Annotated in this window: 14 protein-coding genes; all 14 read left to right on the forward strand. The window is 41.2% G+C overall.

Going from position 1 to position 18,350, the window contains the following annotated elements; genetic code table 11:
- Positions 1 to 3 precede the first annotated feature (3 nt).
- Positions 4 to 1,971 (forward strand): asparagine synthase (glutamine-hydrolyzing), encoded by a 1,968-nt coding sequence (gene asnB, locus ABG082_RS08290; RefSeq protein ID WP_348936751.1) that lies wholly within the window; start codon positions 4 to 6, stop codon positions 1,969 to 1,971.
- Between the two features lie 61 nt (positions 1,972 to 2,032).
- Entirely contained in the window at positions 2,033 to 2,305 is a 273-nt protein-coding gene (locus ABG082_RS08295; RefSeq protein WP_008344726.1) for a YlmC/YmxH family sporulation protein, read from the forward strand.
- A 123-nt stretch (positions 2,306 to 2,428) separates the two neighbouring features.
- Positions 2,429 to 3,331, forward strand: a complete 903-nt coding sequence (gene dpaA, locus ABG082_RS08300; RefSeq protein ID WP_017359065.1) for a dipicolinic acid synthetase subunit A — start codon at positions 2,429 to 2,431, stop codon at positions 3,329 to 3,331.
- Positions 3,328 to 3,921 (forward strand): dipicolinate synthase subunit B, encoded by a 594-nt coding sequence (gene dpaB / locus ABG082_RS08305; RefSeq protein WP_017367267.1) that lies wholly within the window; start codon positions 3,328 to 3,330, stop codon positions 3,919 to 3,921. The genes dpaA and dpaB overlap by 4 nt, the downstream gene beginning before the upstream one ends.
- A 139-nt stretch (positions 3,922 to 4,060) precedes the next feature.
- Entirely contained in the window at positions 4,061 to 5,080 is a 1,020-nt protein-coding gene (asd, locus tag ABG082_RS08310) for an aspartate-semialdehyde dehydrogenase (RefSeq protein WP_019744172.1), read from the forward strand.
- Between the two features lie 92 nt (positions 5,081 to 5,172).
- A complete protein-coding gene (gene dapG, locus ABG082_RS08315; RefSeq protein ID WP_019744173.1) occupies positions 5,173 to 6,387 on the forward strand; it encodes an aspartate kinase in 1,215 nt (404 codons plus the stop codon).
- Positions 6,388 to 6,417: 30 nt separating this feature from the next.
- Positions 6,418 to 7,284 (forward strand): 4-hydroxy-tetrahydrodipicolinate synthase, encoded by an 867-nt coding sequence (gene dapA / locus ABG082_RS08320; protein ID WP_019744174.1) that lies wholly within the window; start codon positions 6,418 to 6,420, stop codon positions 7,282 to 7,284.
- Positions 7,285 to 7,455: 171 nt separating this feature from the next.
- Positions 7,456 to 9,123, forward strand: a complete 1,668-nt coding sequence (gene rnjB, locus ABG082_RS08325) for a ribonuclease J2 (protein WP_008344715.1) — start codon at positions 7,456 to 7,458, stop codon at positions 9,121 to 9,123.
- A gap of 121 nt (positions 9,124 to 9,244) precedes the next feature.
- On the forward strand, positions 9,245 to 9,973 hold the full coding sequence (locus ABG082_RS08330; protein WP_008344713.1) for a ClpP family protease: 729 nt from the start codon (positions 9,245 to 9,247) through the stop codon (positions 9,971 to 9,973).
- Positions 9,970 to 10,206 carry a YlzJ-like family protein gene (locus ABG082_RS08335; RefSeq protein ID WP_008344712.1) on the forward strand — a complete coding sequence of 79 codons (237 nt, stop codon included), beginning with the start codon at positions 9,970 to 9,972 and terminating at the stop codon, positions 10,204 to 10,206. The genes ABG082_RS08330 and ABG082_RS08335 overlap by 4 nt, the downstream gene beginning before the upstream one ends.
- A gap of 110 nt (positions 10,207 to 10,316) precedes the next feature.
- Positions 10,317 to 12,692, forward strand: coding sequence for a DNA translocase FtsK (locus ABG082_RS08340; protein ID WP_348936752.1), 2,376 nt, complete (start codon positions 10,317 to 10,319; stop codon positions 12,690 to 12,692).
- A gap of 164 nt (positions 12,693 to 12,856) precedes the next feature.
- Positions 12,857 to 13,582, forward strand: coding sequence for a GntR family transcriptional regulator (locus ABG082_RS08345; protein WP_008344706.1), 726 nt, complete (start codon positions 12,857 to 12,859; stop codon positions 13,580 to 13,582).
- A gap of 99 nt (positions 13,583 to 13,681) precedes the next feature.
- Positions 13,682 to 14,914 carry an MFS transporter gene (locus ABG082_RS08350; RefSeq protein ID WP_281201650.1) on the forward strand — a complete coding sequence of 411 codons (1,233 nt, stop codon included), beginning with the start codon at positions 13,682 to 13,684 and terminating at the stop codon, positions 14,912 to 14,914.
- Between the two features lie 319 nt (positions 14,915 to 15,233).
- Entirely contained in the window at positions 15,234 to 18,350 is a 3,117-nt protein-coding gene (locus ABG082_RS08355; RefSeq protein WP_348936753.1) for an MMPL family transporter, read from the forward strand.

The following is an 18,350-nucleotide window of genomic DNA, read 5'->3' on the forward strand; positions in this document are numbered from 1 at the left end:
GCCATGTTTATGTGCGGCATTGCAGGTTATTGTCATTTTAACAAAGCACTACTTGATCCACACATCTTACTGAAGATGAAAAACGCACTTAGTGTGCGTGGACCTGATGATAGTGGTGTATATCAAGACGACTCAGTTGGTTTGGTTCATACGCGGCTTTCCATTATCGATATTCAATCTGGGCCGCAGCCAATAACGAATGAAGATGAGTCTATTTGTGTGATTTTAAATGGCGAGATTTATAATTTCCAAGAATTAAGAGAGGACTTATGGAATAAAGGTCATACGTTTCGTACGCTGACAGATACAGAAGTACTTGTTCATGGCTATGAAGAATATGGGATTTCTTTTATTGAGCAATTAAATGGAATGTTTGCAGCTGCGATATGGGATCAAAAGAAGAAAGAATTCTTTTTATTTAGAGACCGGTCTGGGATTAAGCCGCTTTATGTTTCAGAATGTGGAGGAGGGCTTATTTTCGGATCGGAAATGAAGGCTCTTCTTCAGCATCCAGATATACAAATTGCCATTCAGCCAGAGGCTGTCCTTAGTTATTTATCCTTCCGTTATGCGATTGGCGAGCAAACTTTCTTTCAAGGAATTCAAACATTACCCCCAGGTGTCATCTTGAAAATAGATGAAACAGGAATGACAAAAGAGGCCTATTGGCAATATCCTTTCCCATCTGATGGAATTGACAGGGGAGAACGTTATTATCAAAAGGGATTGTTTGAATTACTTCAAGATAGTGTGCAAAAACAAATGATGTCTGATGTACCTGTAGGAGCTTTTTTGAGTGGAGGAGTGGATTCGACTTCTATTGTTGCTTTGATGTCCAAATATGCGAACGAGAATATTCACTGTTTTTCGACCAGCTTTGAAGAGGAAGGTTTTTCTGAAGAAAGCTATGCCAAGCTCGCAGCAGAACAATACAACGTCAAGCTTCACTCACATCGAATGAGTGAAGAAGAGTACTTTCAATTATTGCCAGAAGTTGTGAAACGAAGAGATCATCCTCTTTCCATTCCTCATGAAGTCGCTTTTTACCATATGTCACGTGAAGCAAAAAAGCATGTAACGGTTGTTTTGTGTGGTGAAGGAGCGGACGAATTGTTTGCAGGGTATGGACGTGTATTTAGGAGTCCGGCAGATTGGCGTAAAGTTTTATGGCTTCAAAAAAACCGAAAGCTGTCATCCATCCTTTCAAAGGTATTATTTGAACCATCCTTTCAGCAGCAGGTGCATCAATTTATCCATCTTGATGGGGAAATGGAACATTATAAAAAAAGATATGCTTGGTTTACTGATAGCGAAAAAGAGCAGCTCTTAGGTCAGCACGCTCATTCAATTGATTCTGCTGACTTGCACATGAATCAATTGATCGCCCATTGCTTTCAAGAGATGGAAGGGGCGTCGTATGAAAACAAACTGCTCTATTTATTTCAACAAATCCATTTACCCAACTTGTTAGACCGGCTTGATATGATGACGATGTCACACGGACTAGAGGCACGTGTACCGTTTCTTGATCATCGCATCATCCAATTTGTCAACGATATGCCTTTCAAGTACAAACTTCCTTATAAAGGGCTACCTAGCAGAGTGCAAGCATTTTTTCAATCGAGCCTTAAAACAAGTGAGGTCCAAGATATTCCGAAATATATGTTGAAAAAGACAATGGAGCAAACGGTGGATAAGCGTATATTATATAGAAGAAAAATGGGTTTTCCGGTTCCGGTGTATCATTGGATGAACAAAAGAATGGAAGAAATCGAAGAGAAACTTCTTGATCAACAAAGCTTTGCAACACAATTATTTCAAAAAGAGCCGCTAGAACAATTTTTGCGACATCATTCGAATCAGAAGAACAAAAATGGAGCGGACCAAAAAGTGTGGATGCTTTACAACTTGGAATTATGGCATGATCACTATATCAAAGGGGCGCGTCTTCCGCTCCAAACTAGTCATTAAGAGGCCCGGTCTATTCCCCTTGCCTGCTGCATATATGATATGGAAGGGGAGTGATGCGATTTTGAGGCTGAGTGAGCTGTCAGGAAAAGAGATCGTCGATATTAAAAGAGCGGAGCGGCTTGGCGTGCTTGGACAAACCGACCTTGAAATAAATGAACAGGACGGTCAAATTACAGCACTCATCATACCTTCCGTCAAATGGTTTGGCTTTCGAAAACAAGGAAATGACATCCGCGTTCCGTGGAATCACATTCAAAAAATAGGATCAGATATGATCATTCTCGATGTGCCTGAAGAACTTCAGCCGCACGGAGAAAAAGAGCACCCATCATAAATGGGTGCTCTTTTTCTTTTCTCTCCCCGATTTGTTCACAGGCTGAATCCTCTCCTCATATGCTGAAAGGGAGATTCGGAAAATATTACAGACTTTTTTAAATAAAGAAGGTGAACGGTCAGTATGTTGAGCGGTTTAACGGTTGCGGTGATCGGGGGAGATGCTAGGCAGCTTGAAATCATTCGCAAGCTGTCACAGCAGCATGCCAAAGTGTTTTTGGTCGGATTTGATCAGCTGGATCATGGATTTATTGGTGCTGAAAAGCTGAAAATGTCAGAGCTTCCATTTGAGCAGGTAGACAGTATGATCCTTCCGGTATCAGGTGCTACAGACGAAGGGGTCGTTGCCACCGTTTTTTCAAATGAGAAGGTCGTGCTAGAAGCTAAATATTTAGAAAGAACCCCTGCACATTGTACCTTGTACTCAGGTATTTCTAATATGTACTTAGACAATATGGCAAAGCAGGTGAACCGGAAGCTTGTGAAGCTGTTTGAGCGAGATGATATTGCCATATATAACTCTATTCCAACAGTTGAAGGGATTATCATGATGGCCATTCAGCAAACGGATTATACGATTCATGGGTCACATGTCGCTGTTCTCGGGCTTGGTAGAACAGGGCTCACCATTGCCCGCACATTTCGGGCGCTAGGTGCGGAAGTGAAAGTTGGTGCTGCGGATACAGCCCATTTAGCGCGAGCCTTTGAGATGGGACTTGATCCATTTTCAATGGACCGTTTAAAAGATGAAGTAACGGATGTCGACATCATCATCAATACGATTCCAAGCTTAGTATTAGATTCATCTGTCATCGTCAGCATGACACCAAAGACACTCATTTTGGATATCGCCTCCCGCCCAGGTGGAACAGACTTTGACTTTGCACAAAAGCATGGAGTGAAGGCGCTTCTTGCACCAGGACTTCCAGGGATTGTGGCACCAAAGACAGCCGGGCAGATCATTGCAAAAGTGCTTTCTGGGCTCTTATGTGAACTTGCGGAGGAAAAAAGGGGGATGGAATCATGACAACACTAAAAGGGAAAAGAATCGGCTTTGGTTTAACAGGTTCCCACTGCACGTACGAAGCCGTTTTTCCGCAAATCGAATCACTCGTGAAAGAAGGGGCAGAAGTTCGTCCTGTCGTGTCGTATACGGTGCAGAATACAAATACGAGATTCGGAGAAGGAGCGGACTGGATTGAGCGGATTGAGAAGCTGACAGGATTTCAAGCGATTGACTCAATCGTCAAAGCAGAGCCACTCGGACCTAAACTTCCACTTGATTGTATGGTCATTGCGCCTTTAACAGGCAATTCAATGGCGAAATTTGCAAATGCACTGACAGACAGTCCAGTCTTAATGGCTGCTAAGGCGACCATTCGTAATCATCGCCCTGTCGTTTTAGGCATTTCCACCAATGATGCATTAGGTTTAAATGGTACAAATCTCATGAGACTCATGTCGACAAAGAACATTTTCTTTATTCCATTCGGCCAAGATGATCCATTCAAAAAACCGACTTCCATGGTAGCGCATATGGATCTACTGACGAAAACAGTAGAAGAGGCGCTCGAGCATAGACAAATTCAGCCCATTTTAATTGGATCAAACGAATAATAGATTCACTAGAAAATCATGAAAGATTCAAAAAAGGTACTTCAAGCCTTGCTTTTCTATGGTAAAATAAAATGTAAAAAGTCATAGGATGGCCATCCGAAAGAAAAGAATCATGGATGGGTCGGAAGGAGTTTTACTGATGGGAAGAGGATTGCATGTAGCTGTAGTTGGAGCGACTGGAGCTGTCGGTCAACAAATGTTAAAAACACTAGCTGACAGAGATTTTGAAATGGATACACTTACTCTACTATCCTCAAAACGTTCTGCTGGAACAAAAGTGACATTCAGAGGTCAAGAGTATACCGTTCAAGAAGCAACACCTGAAAGCTTTGAAGGGGTCAATATTGCACTATTCAGTGCGGGAGGAAATGTTTCCAAAGCGCTAGCTCCTGAAGCGGTCAAACGAGGTGCAATTGTTGTCGATAATACAAGTGCTTTTCGTATGGACGAAAATACCCCTCTTGTCGTACCAGAGGTAAACGAAAAAGATTTGCATGACCATCAAGGGATCATTGCAAACCCTAACTGTTCAACGATTCAAATGGTGGCGGCGCTAGAACCGCTTCGTCAAGCGTATGGCATGAAAAAAGTCATTGTGTCTACTTACCAAGCAGTATCAGGTGCAGGACATGAAGCCATTGACGAACTGTACAGCCAGTCGCAAGCCATTCTAAATAAAGAAGATGTGAAACCAGAAGTCATGCCTTATCAAATTGCCTTTAATGCGATTCCGCAAATTGATAAATTCCAAGACAATGGCTATACATTTGAAGAAATGAAAATGATCAATGAAACGAAAAAAATCATGCACTTGCCAGAGCTGCAAGTAGCGGCAACATGTGTGAGACTGCCAATTGAAACGGGTCATTCAGAATCGGTTTACGTTGAACTGGAATCAAATGACGCAACGGTTGATGACATCAAGTCCATCCTAAAAGATGCACCAGGCATCACATTACAAGATGATCCGTCTCAGCAAATTTATCCAATGCCTGCAGATGCTGTTGGTAAAAACGACGTATTTGTCGGCCGCATTCGGAAGGATTTGGATCGTCCAAATGGCTTCCATATGTGGATTGTATCTGATAACCTGCTAAAAGGCGCTGCATGGAACTCCGTTCAAATTGCAGAAAGCTTACGAGCATTAAAATTAGTTTAACATTCAATGGATGATGAGGACGAATAGAAGAGAGTTAGGCATCTTTCGCCTACTCTCTTCTGTTACGTCAGAATGAACTTGGAGTGAAAACAGTGAAAATAATTGTCCAAAAATTTGGCGGTACATCTGTCAAAGATGATCAAGGGAGAAAAAGGGCACTTGCACATATCTTATCTGCAAAAGAGAAAGGCTATAAATCGGTCGTTGTCGTGTCTGCGATGGGACGAAAAGGCGATCCTTATGCGACAGATACGCTGCTTGGTCTGCTTTACGGCAATGCGCAGCATATGACAAACCGAGAAAAAGATTTACTCGTGTCTTGCGGAGAAAATATTTCAGCTGTTGTTTTTTCAAGTATGCTGAATGAAAACGGGCTAAAGGCTGTTGCGATGACTGGATCACAGGCAGGTTTTGTGACAGATAAAGAACATACAAATGCGAAAATTATTGACATGAAGTGTGAACGTCTTGAGGCGGCACTTTCAGAGCATGATGTGGTTGTCGTTGCTGGATTCCAAGGCGCTGCGAAAAATGGAGACGTGACAACAATCGGACGAGGCGGCAGTGATACGTCAGCTGCTGCGTTAGGCGCTGCATTGCAGGCAGATTTCATCGATATTTTTACAGATGTAGAAGGGGTCATGACAGCAGATCCCCGTATCGTAGAAAATGCAAAACCACTGAGAGTCGTGACATACACAGAAATTTGTAACCTCGCATACCAAGGGGCAAAAGTCATTCACCCGAGAGCTGTTGAAATTGCCATGCAAGCAAAAGTACCAATGAGGGTCCGTTCAACATACTCTGATGATGAGGGTACACTCGTGACATCGCACTACTCAGATAAAATGAGTCATGATGTGTACGACCGCCTGATTACGGGTATTGCACATGTCAATGATGTCACACAAATCAAAGTCCCAGCTAAAGAGGGACAGTACAGCGTACAAACAGAAGTCTTTAAAGCAATGGCAAATGCCCAAATCAGTGTCGATTTCTTCAACATTACACCGAGCGAAATCGTCTATACGGTGACAGGTGCAATGACTGAAAAAGCAACGGCGATCCTAAAAGATCTGGGCTATACGCCGATTGTCACGACAAACTGTGCAAAGGTATCAGCTGTTGGAGCAGGCATTATGGGTGTACCAGGTGTCACATCTAAAATTGTATCTGCACTATCTGAGCAAAATATTCCGATCTTACAGTCCGCTGACAGTCATACGACGATTTGGGTGTTAGTGAACGAAGAAAACATGAGAGCGGCTGTCAATGCCCTTCATGAAGTGTTTGAACTTTCAAGATAAATGTGATTGAATCATGATGAGGTGAAAAAAATGAATTTCGGAAATATCGCAACAGCTATGATTACACCTTTTGATAAAAAGGGCAACATTGATTTCCAAAAGCTATCAATTCTCATTGATTACTTGTTAAAAAACGGCAGTGACTCTTTAGTCGTTGCAGGGACAACAGGCGAATCGCCAACTTTATCGACTGAAGAAAAAGTCGCTCTTTTTCAGCAATCGGTGAAATTAGCAAATGGTCGTTGTAAAATCATTGCAGGAACAGGCAGTAATAACACAAATGCGTCTATTAAACTAACGAAAAAAGCAGAAGAAGCGGGCGTTGATGCAGTGATGCTTGTCGTACCTTACTACAACAAGCCATCACAGGAAGGCATGTATGCACACTTTAAAGCAATTGCCGAGTCTACATCTCTTCCTGTCATGCTTTACAATGTACCAGGAAGAACGGTTGCTTCATTAGCACCAGAAACAACGATTAAGCTTGCGCAAATACCGAACATTGTCGCAATCAAAGAAGCAAGCGGTGATCTAGATGCCATGACAAAAATCATTGCAGAGACACCAGAAGATTTTGACGTTTACTCTGGTGACGACAGCCTAACGCTTCCTGCGGTTGCGATTGGTGCAAGAGGAGTTGTCTCTGTGGCTTCTCATATCGTAGGCCTTGATATGCAACAAATGTTAAAAAGCTACGCTTCAGGACAAACAGCGAATGCGGCATTGATTCATCAAAAACTGGTGCCGATCATGAACCAGCTGTTCTCAGCGCCAAATCCAACGCCTGTCAAAACAGCTCTTCAGCTGAAAGGATTAGATGTCGGATCCGTTCGACTCCCGCTTTTACCTTTATCAGAAGAAGAAAGACTGAATTTAAGCAGCGTATTAAACAGCTGATCAAAACAAAAAAATTCGTAAGCGGTCATTCTCAGATGTCCCTGAGTATGACCGTTTTTTATACATAAACACTTTCTTAAAATGTGACTTCATCTTGTTTTCTAAAATTAGATTCAGTTATAATAGCATTAAGCGATGATGGACGGGCTTGAGACTAGGAGGATAAGAATTTTGAAAAAGAAAAATACAGAGAACGTAAGAATTATTGCACTGGGAGGCGTTGGAGAAATCGGGAAAAACTTATATGTCATTGAGATTGATTCCGACATATATGTTGTAGATGCAGGACTCATGCATCCAGAAAACGAAATGCTAGGCATTGACGTGGTCATTCCTGATATCTCTTATTTAACAGAACGAGCTGATCGGGTGAAAGCAATTTTTCTTACCCACGGACATGATGAAGCAATCGGAGGCGTATTCCATTGCTTAAGTAAATTGTCTGTACCAGTTTACGGCACGAAGCTGACCCTTGCGTTACTTCGAGAAAAGTTAAAGCAATACGGCTTCAATCAAAAAGCTGATTTGCGTGAGGTTCATGCAAAGTCAGTCATTACATTTGAAACAACAAAGGTATCATTCTTTAGAACGAATCACAGTATTCCTGATTCAGTCGGAATCAGCTTCAAAACATCTCTTGGTTCAATCGTATGCACAGGTGATTTTAAATTTGATCAAACCCCAGCGCTTAACCAAGCCTGTGACATCGGAGAGATTGCGAAAATTGGAAACAATGGCGTTTTAGCACTTCTTTCAGACAGTGCAAATGCTGAAAAACCAGGCTATACACCTTCTGAGGCGCTCGTCCAAGACGAAATCTCAAATGCGATGTACAATGCTGAAAATCGTGTGATTGTCGCTGTATCTTCATCAAATATTAACCGTGTACAGCAGATCATTAATGCCACAAACCAAAATGGCCGTAAGCTTGCAGTAGCAGGAAAAAATATGATGACAACTCTTCAGCTTGCGATCAAACTTGGTTATGTGACAGCAGACGAAGAATTATTTGTTCCAGTCCAAGAAGTGAAAAAAATGGCGAAAAACAGTGTGGTCATTCTCACAGCAGGAAGCCACGGTGAGCCTCTCGCTGCTTTAACAAAAATGGCGAAACAAAATCACAAACAGCTTCATATTGAAAAAGATGACACGGTTGTGATTGCGTCTACACCTCTTCCGGGACAAGAACTCACATATTCAAAAACGGTGGATTTCCTTACAAGAAGCGGAGCACAAGTAATTTTTGCTCAAAAACGAGTGCATGTATCTGGACATGGCTGTCAAGAAGAGTTAAAGCTCATGCTGAACTTACTGAAGCCAAAGTATTTAATTCCAGTAAACGGCGAATATCGCATGCAAAAAGCACATTCTCGTATTGCTGAAGAAGTGGGAATGAAACGAAGCGACATTTTCTTAATTGATAAAGGCGATGTTGTAGAATTTAGAGGACAAAACGTAAAGATCGGTGAAAAAGTGCATCAAGGGAACATTTTGATCGACGGTCTTGGCGTTGGTGATATCGGGAATATTGTCTTACGTGATAGACGCCTATTGTCTCAAGATGGCATCTTAATTGTGGTCATTACGCTCGATAAACAAAAGAAACAATTAATTTCTGGACCTGAGATCATCACAAGAGGATTTGTTTATGTAAGAGAATCCGAAGAGCTGATTGTGAAAGCAACAGAAATGGTCAAAGGGATTGTGAAAGAGCAAACGGAAAACTCAATTGTTGAATGGTCAACACTGAAACAATCCATGCGCGATGTACTAAATCAATTCCTATATGAAAAAACAAAACGTAAGCCAATGATCATTCCAATTATTATGGAAGTGTGATGAGAAAAGCCCAAAGAGCACAAGCTCTTTGGGCTTTTTTGATGTGACATGATGAATGCGGATGGAATGTGACGATCTTGTTCATAATAGGAGGAGAGTTTTTAGGAAAGGATGGAGACAAATGGACGAACAGAATGAACAGCAGCCTGAGCGAAAACCAGAAGAAAAAGATAGCATTATGAGCAAAATACAACAGCTTGGTGAAACAGCCGTCCCGCAGTTGTCACAAGATACAAACATACATTGCCTGACTATTATTGGACAAATTGAAGGGCACATGCAGCTGCCGCCACAAAATAAAACAACCAAATACGAACATGTCATTCCACAAATCGTAGCAGTTGAACAAAACCCAAAAATTGAAGGGCTTCTGATCATTTTAAATACAGTGGGAGGCGATGTAGAAGCAGGACTAGCTATTGCAGAAATGCTCGCTTCTTTATCAAAACCGACTGTATCCATTGTGCTTGGCGGCGGCCACTCTATTGGGGTTCCAATCGCCGTATCGTGTGATTATTCATACATTGCCGAAACAGCAACGATGACCATTCACCCTGTACGCTTAACCGGTCTAGTCATCGGTGTTCCGCAAACCTTTGAATACTTAGATAAAATGCAGGAAAGAGTCATTAATTTTGTCACGAGTCACTCAAACATTACAGAAGAGAAATTTAAAGAGCTTATGTTCTCTAAAGGCAATCTGACAAGAGACATCGGGACAAATGTCGTTGGCCATGAGGCGGCTGAATACGGACTAATGCATGAAGTCGGAGGCGTTGGACAAGCGATTAAAAAGCTGAACGAGCTTATTGGCGAACGGGCTGCACAAAACGAGGGGCTGATCCAATGATTTTATATACACCTATGCCTTATGAAGCCATTTACGCTGAGGAACAAGGAGAACGCAAACTCCAGCAGGTAAACATTCAGGGCGTGCCAGTGATGGTTGAAATGAAAGAAGATGAAGCGGAAATCGTTCAAGTAATGAGTACAAATCCAATGGACTTTTTGAATCAGGAGCTTGCACCAGGTAAGCGATTGAAGTTACATTTAGGCACCAATCAAACCGACTCATATGAATGATTCTATGCTATAATAAAGGGAAAACTTACAACAAGATGCAGCCAAAACCAGGCTGCTTTCTTTCTGATCTTTTCGTAGGTTATATTTTCTTTTGTAGTAAGGTGATGAGTATGGCGAAAAAGAGAAAACGTAAAACAAGAAAAAAACAAAATAAACAGCTAAAACTGAAATATGAACTAAATGGGTTAGTCTGTATTGCCATAGCGATCATTGCCATTTTACAGCTAGGTGTAGTTGGACAAACCTTTGTACATCTATTTCGATTCTTTGCAGGTGAATGGTTTATTCTCTGCCTTATCGGATTATTTCTTTTTGGTGTGACGATCTTTTGGAAAAAACAAATTCCTGATTTACTGACAAGAAGAAAAGCAGGTTTATACTGCATCATTGCGAGTATCTTGCTTTTGTCACATGTGAAGCTTTTTCAGCATCTTTCAGCTGCAGGCGTGATAGGCTCTCAAAGTGTGATCAGAAATACGTTTGAGTTATTCTTAATGGATATGAAAGGTGAGACAGGCTCGCCCGATTTAGGAGGAGGTATGATCGGTGCTGTATTATTTGCGGCCTCCTATTTCTTGTTTGCACAAGCAGGGTCGCAAATCATGGCCATTGTGCTAATGCTGATCGGAATTGTGCTGATCACAAACCGGTCACTGCAAGAAATGGTCAAAAAAGTGACGCTGCCTGTATCACAATTTTTGGTGAAGCAGTGGAAAGCATTTATTGAAGATATGAAAGGCATAAGGCAGGCGAAAAAGAATGCACCTGCGCAGAAAACAAGTGAAAAGAAAAAACGTTCACGCTTGCAAGAAGAGGCCGAAGAAGATCATGATCATATCTTGATCGAGGATGAAGAACAGGCTTCTGACAATCGTCAGCCGATTATCTCAAGTTTTGCTGATCGAGATGACATGCTCACACCGCCGGTTCAAAAAGATCAGCCGGTCAAAGAGCCAGATCCTCTTCAAGAAACTGTACAAGGCACTCCGTCTCATGATAATGGGGATGAACCGAAAGAAGCTCCGCCTATGACGTTTACGGAGCTTGAAAATAAGGATTATGAGCTGCCATCGCTTGATATTTTAGCTGAGCCGCAGCATTCAGGTCAGCAAACAGATAAGAAGAATATTTATGAAAATGCAAGAAAGCTTGAAAAGACCTTCCAAAGCTTTGGTGTAAAAGCAAAAGTGACACAAGTTCATTTAGGGCCGGCCGTCACAAAATATGAAGTATACCCTGATGTCGGCGTGAAGGTAAGTAAGATCGTCAACTTGAGTGATGATTTAGCCCTTGCATTAGCTGCAAAAGACATTCGAATTGAAGCGCCGATTCCTGGTAAATCTGCCATCGGAATTGAAGTTCCCAACGCAGAAATTGCAATGGTTTCTTTAAAAGAGGTTTTAGAATCGAAACAAAATGACCGCCCAAATGCCAAGCTGCTCATCGGACTGGGCCGAAATATTTCTGGTGAAGCTGTGCTGGCTGAAATGAACAAAATGCCGCATTTACTTGTGGCTGGCTCGACAGGAAGCGGAAAGAGCGTATGTATCAATGGCATTATCACAAGCATTCTCATGAGAGCAAAACCTCATGAAGTGAAGATGATGATGATTGACCCGAAAATGGTTGAATTAAATGTTTATAACGGCATCCCGCATCTGTTGGCTCCAGTTGTGACTGATCCTAAGAAAGCCTCACAGGCACTTAAAAAAGTGGTTAGTGAAATGGAGCGCCGTTATGAATTGTTTTCGCATACGGGCACAAGAAATATTGAAGGGTACAATGATTACATTAAACGAATGAATCAATCAGAAGAGGCGAAGCAGCCAGAACTACCTTATATTGTCGTCATTGTAGACGAGCTTGCTGATTTAATGATGGTCGCTTCCTCTGATGTAGAAGATTCCATTACAAGGCTTTCTCAAATGGCACGTGCTGCGGGGATTCATTTAATTATTGCTACACAAAGGCCTTCGGTTGATGTCATTACAGGTGTCATTAAAGCAAATATCCCTTCCCGCATTGCATTTAGCGTATCGTCACAAACCGATTCAAGGACCATTCTTGATATGGGAGGCGCAGAAAAATTGCTGGGCAGAGGGGATATGTTGTTCTTACCTGTCGGTGCGAACAAACCAGTTCGTGTACAAGGCGCCTTTTTATCAGATGAAGAAGTGGAACATGTCGTTGATCATGTCATCACGCAGCAAAAAGCACAATATCAAGAAGAAATGATCCCGAGTGAAGAAACGCAAGATCAGCTTGGGGCTGTGGACGACGACTTATATGATGAAGCAGTTGAACTGATCATTGGCATGCAGACGGCCTCTGTTTCTATGCTGCAAAGGAGGTTCCGCATCGGTTATACCCGTGCCGCACGTCTTATTGACGCAATGGAAGAACGCGGGGTTGTCGGACCATATGAAGGCAGTAAACCGAGAGAAGTCCTCCTCTCAAAAGAACAACATGACGAGCTCTCTTCATAATTCGAAGAGAGCTTTCCTAACAATAAGTTAACGATATATTGATTATGTTAACTGGATGTCAGACTATTTATTTATTTGCAAAAACGTGATATAGTTATGTTCATCTTATCTCGGAATAGAGATTTCTCATCTTATCATTTGCATTGATTAGACGGAGGGAAAACATGTCGACCAAAACAGACAATCGCCATTTATATTTGAAAGTGATTGACCGTATTAAAGAAGATATTCAAACAGGTGTATATGCCGAAAAAGAAAAGCTGCCTTCTGAGTTTGAGCTCTCAAAGCTTTTAGGCGTGAGCAGAGCGACCCTTCGTGAAGCCCTTCGTATATTAGAAGAAGAGAAGTATTTAATTAGAAGGCATGGTGTGGGAACTTTCGTCAACTCAAGACCGCTTTTTTCTACTGGCATTGAACAGCTGACAAGTGTCACAAAAATGATTGAACAGGTCAATATGACGCCAGGTACCATCTTTTTGTCCTCACAAGAAGGAGAGCCGACAGAGAATGATGTCATTCGTTTTCAGTGTGATGAATCCGAGAAGGTTTTTTCAATGGAACGCGTTCGAACAGCAGATGGACAGCCAGTCGTCTATTGTTTAGATAAAATTCCGGTCAAACATCTTCCCGCTTCTTTTACTCATGAGGAAGAATCGCTTTTTGAGCTGTTTGGCAGAGAACCGCACAGCGGAATTAAATATGCAGTGGCAGACATCGAACCGATTGGTTATCACGATCAGGTTTCACCGATACTAGAATGTGACCCAGAAACAGCCTTACTATTACTGAAACAAATGCACTATGATCAAGATGATCAGCCGGTCTTATACTCGCTCAATTATTTTCGAGCGGATAAATTCAGCTTCCATGTCATACGTAAACGATTTTAACAAAGCAGTCGCTTCCATAGGCGGTTGCTTTTTGTTTGCCCATACATAAAACCCGTGAAACATGCCACACTAAACGTAACAGTATATAGAATTGGGTGAATGATGTTGGGCGAGAAAACGGTCAGTAAAAAGAATATTATTGCATTATCATCAGTGCCTCTAATCATGACACTTGGGAACTCGATGCTAATACCCGTATTACCAGAGATAGAAAAGAAACTCTCAATCACTTCCTTTCAAGTGTCACTCATTATTACGGTATACTCCGTTGTGGCGATTTTGTGTATTCCGATTGCCGGTTATTTATCTGACCGAATTGGGCGGAAAAAGGTACTTTTGCCGTGTCTTTTAATCGCAGGACTTGGAGGAGCTGTGGCAGCTGTTGCCTCAACCATCATGAAAGAACCCTATATGTGGATTCTATTTGGCAGGGTCCTTCAAGGAGTTGGCTCAGCCGGGGCAGCACCTGTCGTTATGCCGTTTATTGGCGATTTGTTTCACGATGATGAAGAGGTAAGTGCGGGACTTGGAGCAATTGAAACTTCTAATACAGCTGGAAAGGTACTAAGTCCTATTATTGGGGCACTTCTCGCTTCTTGGTTTTGGTTTGTACCGTTTTGGTTCATTCCATTCTTTTCAATCATCAGCTTTGTGATGGTACTGTTTATGGTTGAATCCGCAAAGAAAGAGGAAGATCCGCCTACATTTAAAGAGTTTTTAAAATCAACAAAGACGATTTTTAAGCATGAAGGACGCTGGCTTTATGCCATTTTTGCTATTGGCGGTTTTATTATGTTTCTTCTTTTTGGCGTGCTCTTTTATTTGTCAGATAACCTAGAGGCGGCGTATCAAATAACGGGTGTCAAAAAAGGCTTGCTGCTAAGCATCCCGCTCCTTTTTTTATCAATCAGCTCGTACATTGCTGGAAAAACAATCGGAAAAGAAAAGGGGAAAATGAGGATATTTCTCATCGTTGGTATGGCTCTTTTATCACTTTCGTATCTATTTTTATGGTGGAATCACAGTTTTTACGTGTTGTTTGTCTGCTTAAGTATTGGCGGCGTAGGGATCGGCATTGTGCTTCCAGCACTTGATGCGTTGATAACAGAAGGTATTGAAAAAGAGCAGTGCGGAACCATTACGTCATTTTATAGCAGCATGCGGTTTATCGGTGTTGCTTTAGGACCTCCAATTTACGCATTTCTGATGGATAAAGGAGACTCCATCGTTTTTATTCTATCGACCATATGTAGTCTCATTTCATTATTTTTGGTCCTCTTTTTCATCCAGCCAGATGAAAAGGATGAAAGTGAACAATTGAAAACGGTTTAAACATAGAAAAAAGACGGTATTTTGCCATCTTTTTTCTTTTTTATAAATTGACATGTAAAATTTTGATAGTTAAACTAATGTATAGTAATATCTTTTAAATTATCCCAAATAGGAGGTGTTCAAAAACATTCATTTTCTGTCTTTATTTTAAGGCAGAAATTGAGCTCGTGGCTGATGATGGATATGCGTTTCTTCAACACGAAAGGACAATTGAATAGGTCATCCTGCCATTAGCACGTTGAAGGAGACGAAGTCAGCACTTCAGACACGCTCAAAAACAGCAAATTGATTGATGAACTAGAAGGAGCTTGAAGCAGCTATGTTGCAAATAATTAAAGCAAGATGGATTGTATTACTGGTGTGGATGATAACAGCTGTGATTCTGTTTATTACTGCGCCCAATTTAGAGGAATTAACAAGAGAAAAAGGGCAGTTAAAGGTTCCAGAGGGGACACCAACAGCTGAGGCACTTCACTTATTGGATAAGCTTTCAGATCATAATGGGAAAAAAGATACTGGTGTGATTGTATTCTCCGAACAACATTTGTTCCCTGCCAAAGAGCAGGAATTAAAAAAGGCTTTAGCTGCACTCATGACACATGCCCCAGAACTCCACATTGACGGAATTACTTCGTATTTTCATGTAGAACGTGACATTCAAAAACAACTTTTATCAAAGGATAAAAGTACACTTCTTGTTCCATTCAAATTCGACCACTACGAAACAAAAGCTGTGAAGGTTAAAGAACGAATTGAGGAAGTTTTAAAGCCCTACAACGTCTCATATGAAATGACAGGTCAAAAATTTGTGGACTCAGATGTCATTAAAAGCTCTCAACAAGGTCTGAAGAAAACTGAACTTATTACGATGATTTTTATTTTCTTTATTTTAATAATTGTATTCAGATCGATACTGGCACCTGTTGTCCCGCTTATTACGATTGGCATTTCTTATGCTGTCAGCCGGTGTATTGTTGCTTTTCTCGTAGAATATACACCATTCCCTCTGTCTAATTTCACTCAGATTTTTATGGTAGCTATTATGTTCGGTATAGGAACGGATTATTGTATATTACTTTTAAGCCGTTTTAAAGAGGAGATTGGTCAAGGGCGTGATGTCAAAGAATCGATTATCATCACGTATCAATGTGCAGGGAAAACAGTCTTTTTCAGCGGTTTAGCTGTGTTAGTCGGCTTCTCAAGTATTGGTTTCGCAAAATTCCAGTTGTACCAATCAGCCGTCAGCGTTGCCGTAGGCGTTGGCATTCTGCTCATTGCACTTGTCACAATCGTTCCCTTTTTTATGTCGGTTTTCGGAAAATCCCTTTTTTGGCCGTCTAAAAGAGAAAACATTCGTCATCCACAAAGTAAGATTTGGGAATGGGCTGGGCGTTTTTCATTTAAAAGACCGCTCATCAGCTTAGGGGTAGTTGCACTCATCACTGTTCCTCCAATTCTGATGTATGACGGCACTCTTTCTTATAATAGTTTAAATGAGATTGGGACAAAGTATGAGTCAGTGTCTGCATTTAATACGATATCTGAGCAATTTGGCTTTGGTGAAGCGCTGCCGCTGAATGTGCTTGTCGAAAGTGACAATGAGCTCGATAATCAAGAAAAGATTGTCATGATTGAAAAACTGACCCGTAAGTTAAGTGACATTGAGGAAGTAAAAGCGGTTCGCAGTGTCACTCGCCCAGTTGGAGACGGGTTAAGTCAGCTCTACGTTACCTCTCAAGCGAAAGAGCTGGGAGGAGAGCTTGGGAAAGGTCATGAGGGCATCGGGAAAATTACAGATGGCTTGACCGAAACAAACTTAGCACTTCTCAAACAAAAACCAAAAATTGAAGAATCCGCTAAAGGGATTGATCAATTGATTGATGGGACAAAAGCCATCAAAGGCGGGATCGGAGAAGTGAGGAAATCACTCATTTCTTTAGAGGATGGTGTGAGGCGCAGTAAAGAGGGCGTAGGAACCATTCGCACTGAAATCAAACAAGCGAAAAAAGAATTAGAGCAAGAATACCGCAGAAGTGAAACCATGATTCAAGACCTTGAACGAGTCGTAAGCACACTGGAAGGTCACGCAACATCAAATGAGCAACTGATGACAACGATTAAGAAAGTGAAACAATCCTATGAAAACGTATCATTTGAAGGACTTGAAAACCGGCTTCCAGAAATCAAAGATATGAATGAATATAAAGAAATCAAAAAAGTATTCAAAGACACAAAAGGAATGCTCGATCAAGCTGGAGAGCAAATGAGCGTCTATGAAGAGGAAGCATCTGCCTTTAAACAAAAGATCAAGAAAGCAGATCAAGTCATTCAAACGGTCTCAAACAAGCAAAAAGAAATCAAACAACAAGTAAAGGCGCTGATGACAGGTCTAGATCAAATTTATGATGGTCTTGATGAAACGAATAAAGGACAAAAACAGCTCATCAAAGAAATGCCTAAAATTGAAAATGGTGCAGATCAACTGACTGATGGCCAAAAAGCCGTGAAAAAAGGGTTTAACCAGCTATCATCTAAACTCTCACTATTAACAGATGGATTAGATGAAAGTATTTCCGGACTTGAGCAAGTAAAAAGCGGCTTTACCGAGGCGGACAGCTATTTAAAACAGCTTCAGGAAGCACCAGATGAAGAAGTAACGGGCTGGTTTATACCAGAAGAAGTATTGAAACGCCATGAGTTTAAGAAAATATTTAATACGTATATGTCCCCAGATCGTAAATTAACTACCTTTGAAGTGATTTTAAATGTAAATCCATACAGCAATGAAGCCATGAAAGGTGTAGCAAAAATTGAAGAAACCCTTGATCAATATTTACCTGTAAGTGGTTTGAAAAACGCCAACTACGGTGTATCTGGTATCTCCAGTTTAAATGTTGACTTAAAAGAAACGTCAGACGGTGACTTTATCAGAACGGTTATTTTCATGTTAATTGGTATCTTTATTATTTTAGTTATATTATTAAGGTCAATCGTCATGCCGATATACTTAACACTTTCACTTATATTAACGTATTTTACATCCATTGGCTTAACAGAATGGATTTTCAAAACATTCTTTGGCTACGATGGTGTCAGCTGGGCTGTTCCATTTTTCAGCTTTGTGATCCTTGTGACCCTCGGCATTGATTATTCGATCTTCCTCATGGATCGTTTTAATGAATGGAAGGGAGAGCATGTTCAAGCATCCATGATATCAGCGATGAGAAATATGGGGTCGGTCATTATTTCAGCAGTTGCTATTTTAGCGGGTACTTTTGCTGCGATGCTGCCCTCGGGTGTATTATCATTAGTTGAAATTGCAACGGTCGTACTCATTGGACTTTTATTATATGCTTTTGTTGTTCTACCACTCTTTATCCCGGTCATGGTTCGCATCTTTGGAAAATGGAATTGGTGGCCGTTTAGAATGAAATAA

Source organism: Bacillus sp. BS1807G30 (genome assembly GCF_040047675.1).
Classification (GTDB): domain Bacteria; phylum Bacillota; class Bacilli; order Bacillales; family Bacillaceae; genus Bacillus; species Bacillus altitudinis.

What these genes read in the sequence shown, in the direction of transcription:
- asnB (WP_348936751.1), top strand. Translation starts at nt 4, where the DNA reads ATGTTTATGTGCGGCATTGCAGGTTATTGTCATTTTAACAAAGCACTA.
- dpaA (WP_017359065.1), top strand. Translation starts at nt 2,429, where the DNA reads ATGTTGAGCGGTTTAACGGTTGCGGTGATCGGGGGAGATGCTAGGCAG.
- dpaB (WP_017367267.1), top strand. Translation starts at nt 3,328, where the DNA reads ATGACAACACTAAAAGGGAAAAGAATCGGCTTTGGTTTAACAGGTTCC.
- asd (WP_019744172.1), top strand. Translation starts at nt 4,061, where the DNA reads ATGGGAAGAGGATTGCATGTAGCTGTAGTTGGAGCGACTGGAGCTGTC.
- dapA (WP_019744174.1), top strand. Translation starts at nt 6,418, where the DNA reads ATGAATTTCGGAAATATCGCAACAGCTATGATTACACCTTTTGATAAA.
- ABG082_RS08330 (WP_008344713.1), top strand. Translation starts at nt 9,245, where the DNA reads ATGGACGAACAGAATGAACAGCAGCCTGAGCGAAAACCAGAAGAAAAA.
- ABG082_RS08335 (WP_008344712.1), top strand. Translation starts at nt 9,970, where the DNA reads ATGATTTTATATACACCTATGCCTTATGAAGCCATTTACGCTGAGGAA.
- ABG082_RS08340 (WP_348936752.1), top strand. Translation starts at nt 10,317, where the DNA reads ATGGCGAAAAAGAGAAAACGTAAAACAAGAAAAAAACAAAATAAACAG.
- ABG082_RS08345 (WP_008344706.1), top strand. Translation starts at nt 12,857, where the DNA reads ATGTCGACCAAAACAGACAATCGCCATTTATATTTGAAAGTGATTGAC.
- ABG082_RS08350 (WP_281201650.1), top strand. Translation starts at nt 13,682, where the DNA reads ATGATGTTGGGCGAGAAAACGGTCAGTAAAAAGAATATTATTGCATTA.
- ABG082_RS08355 (WP_348936753.1), top strand. Translation starts at nt 15,234, where the DNA reads ATGTTGCAAATAATTAAAGCAAGATGGATTGTATTACTGGTGTGGATG.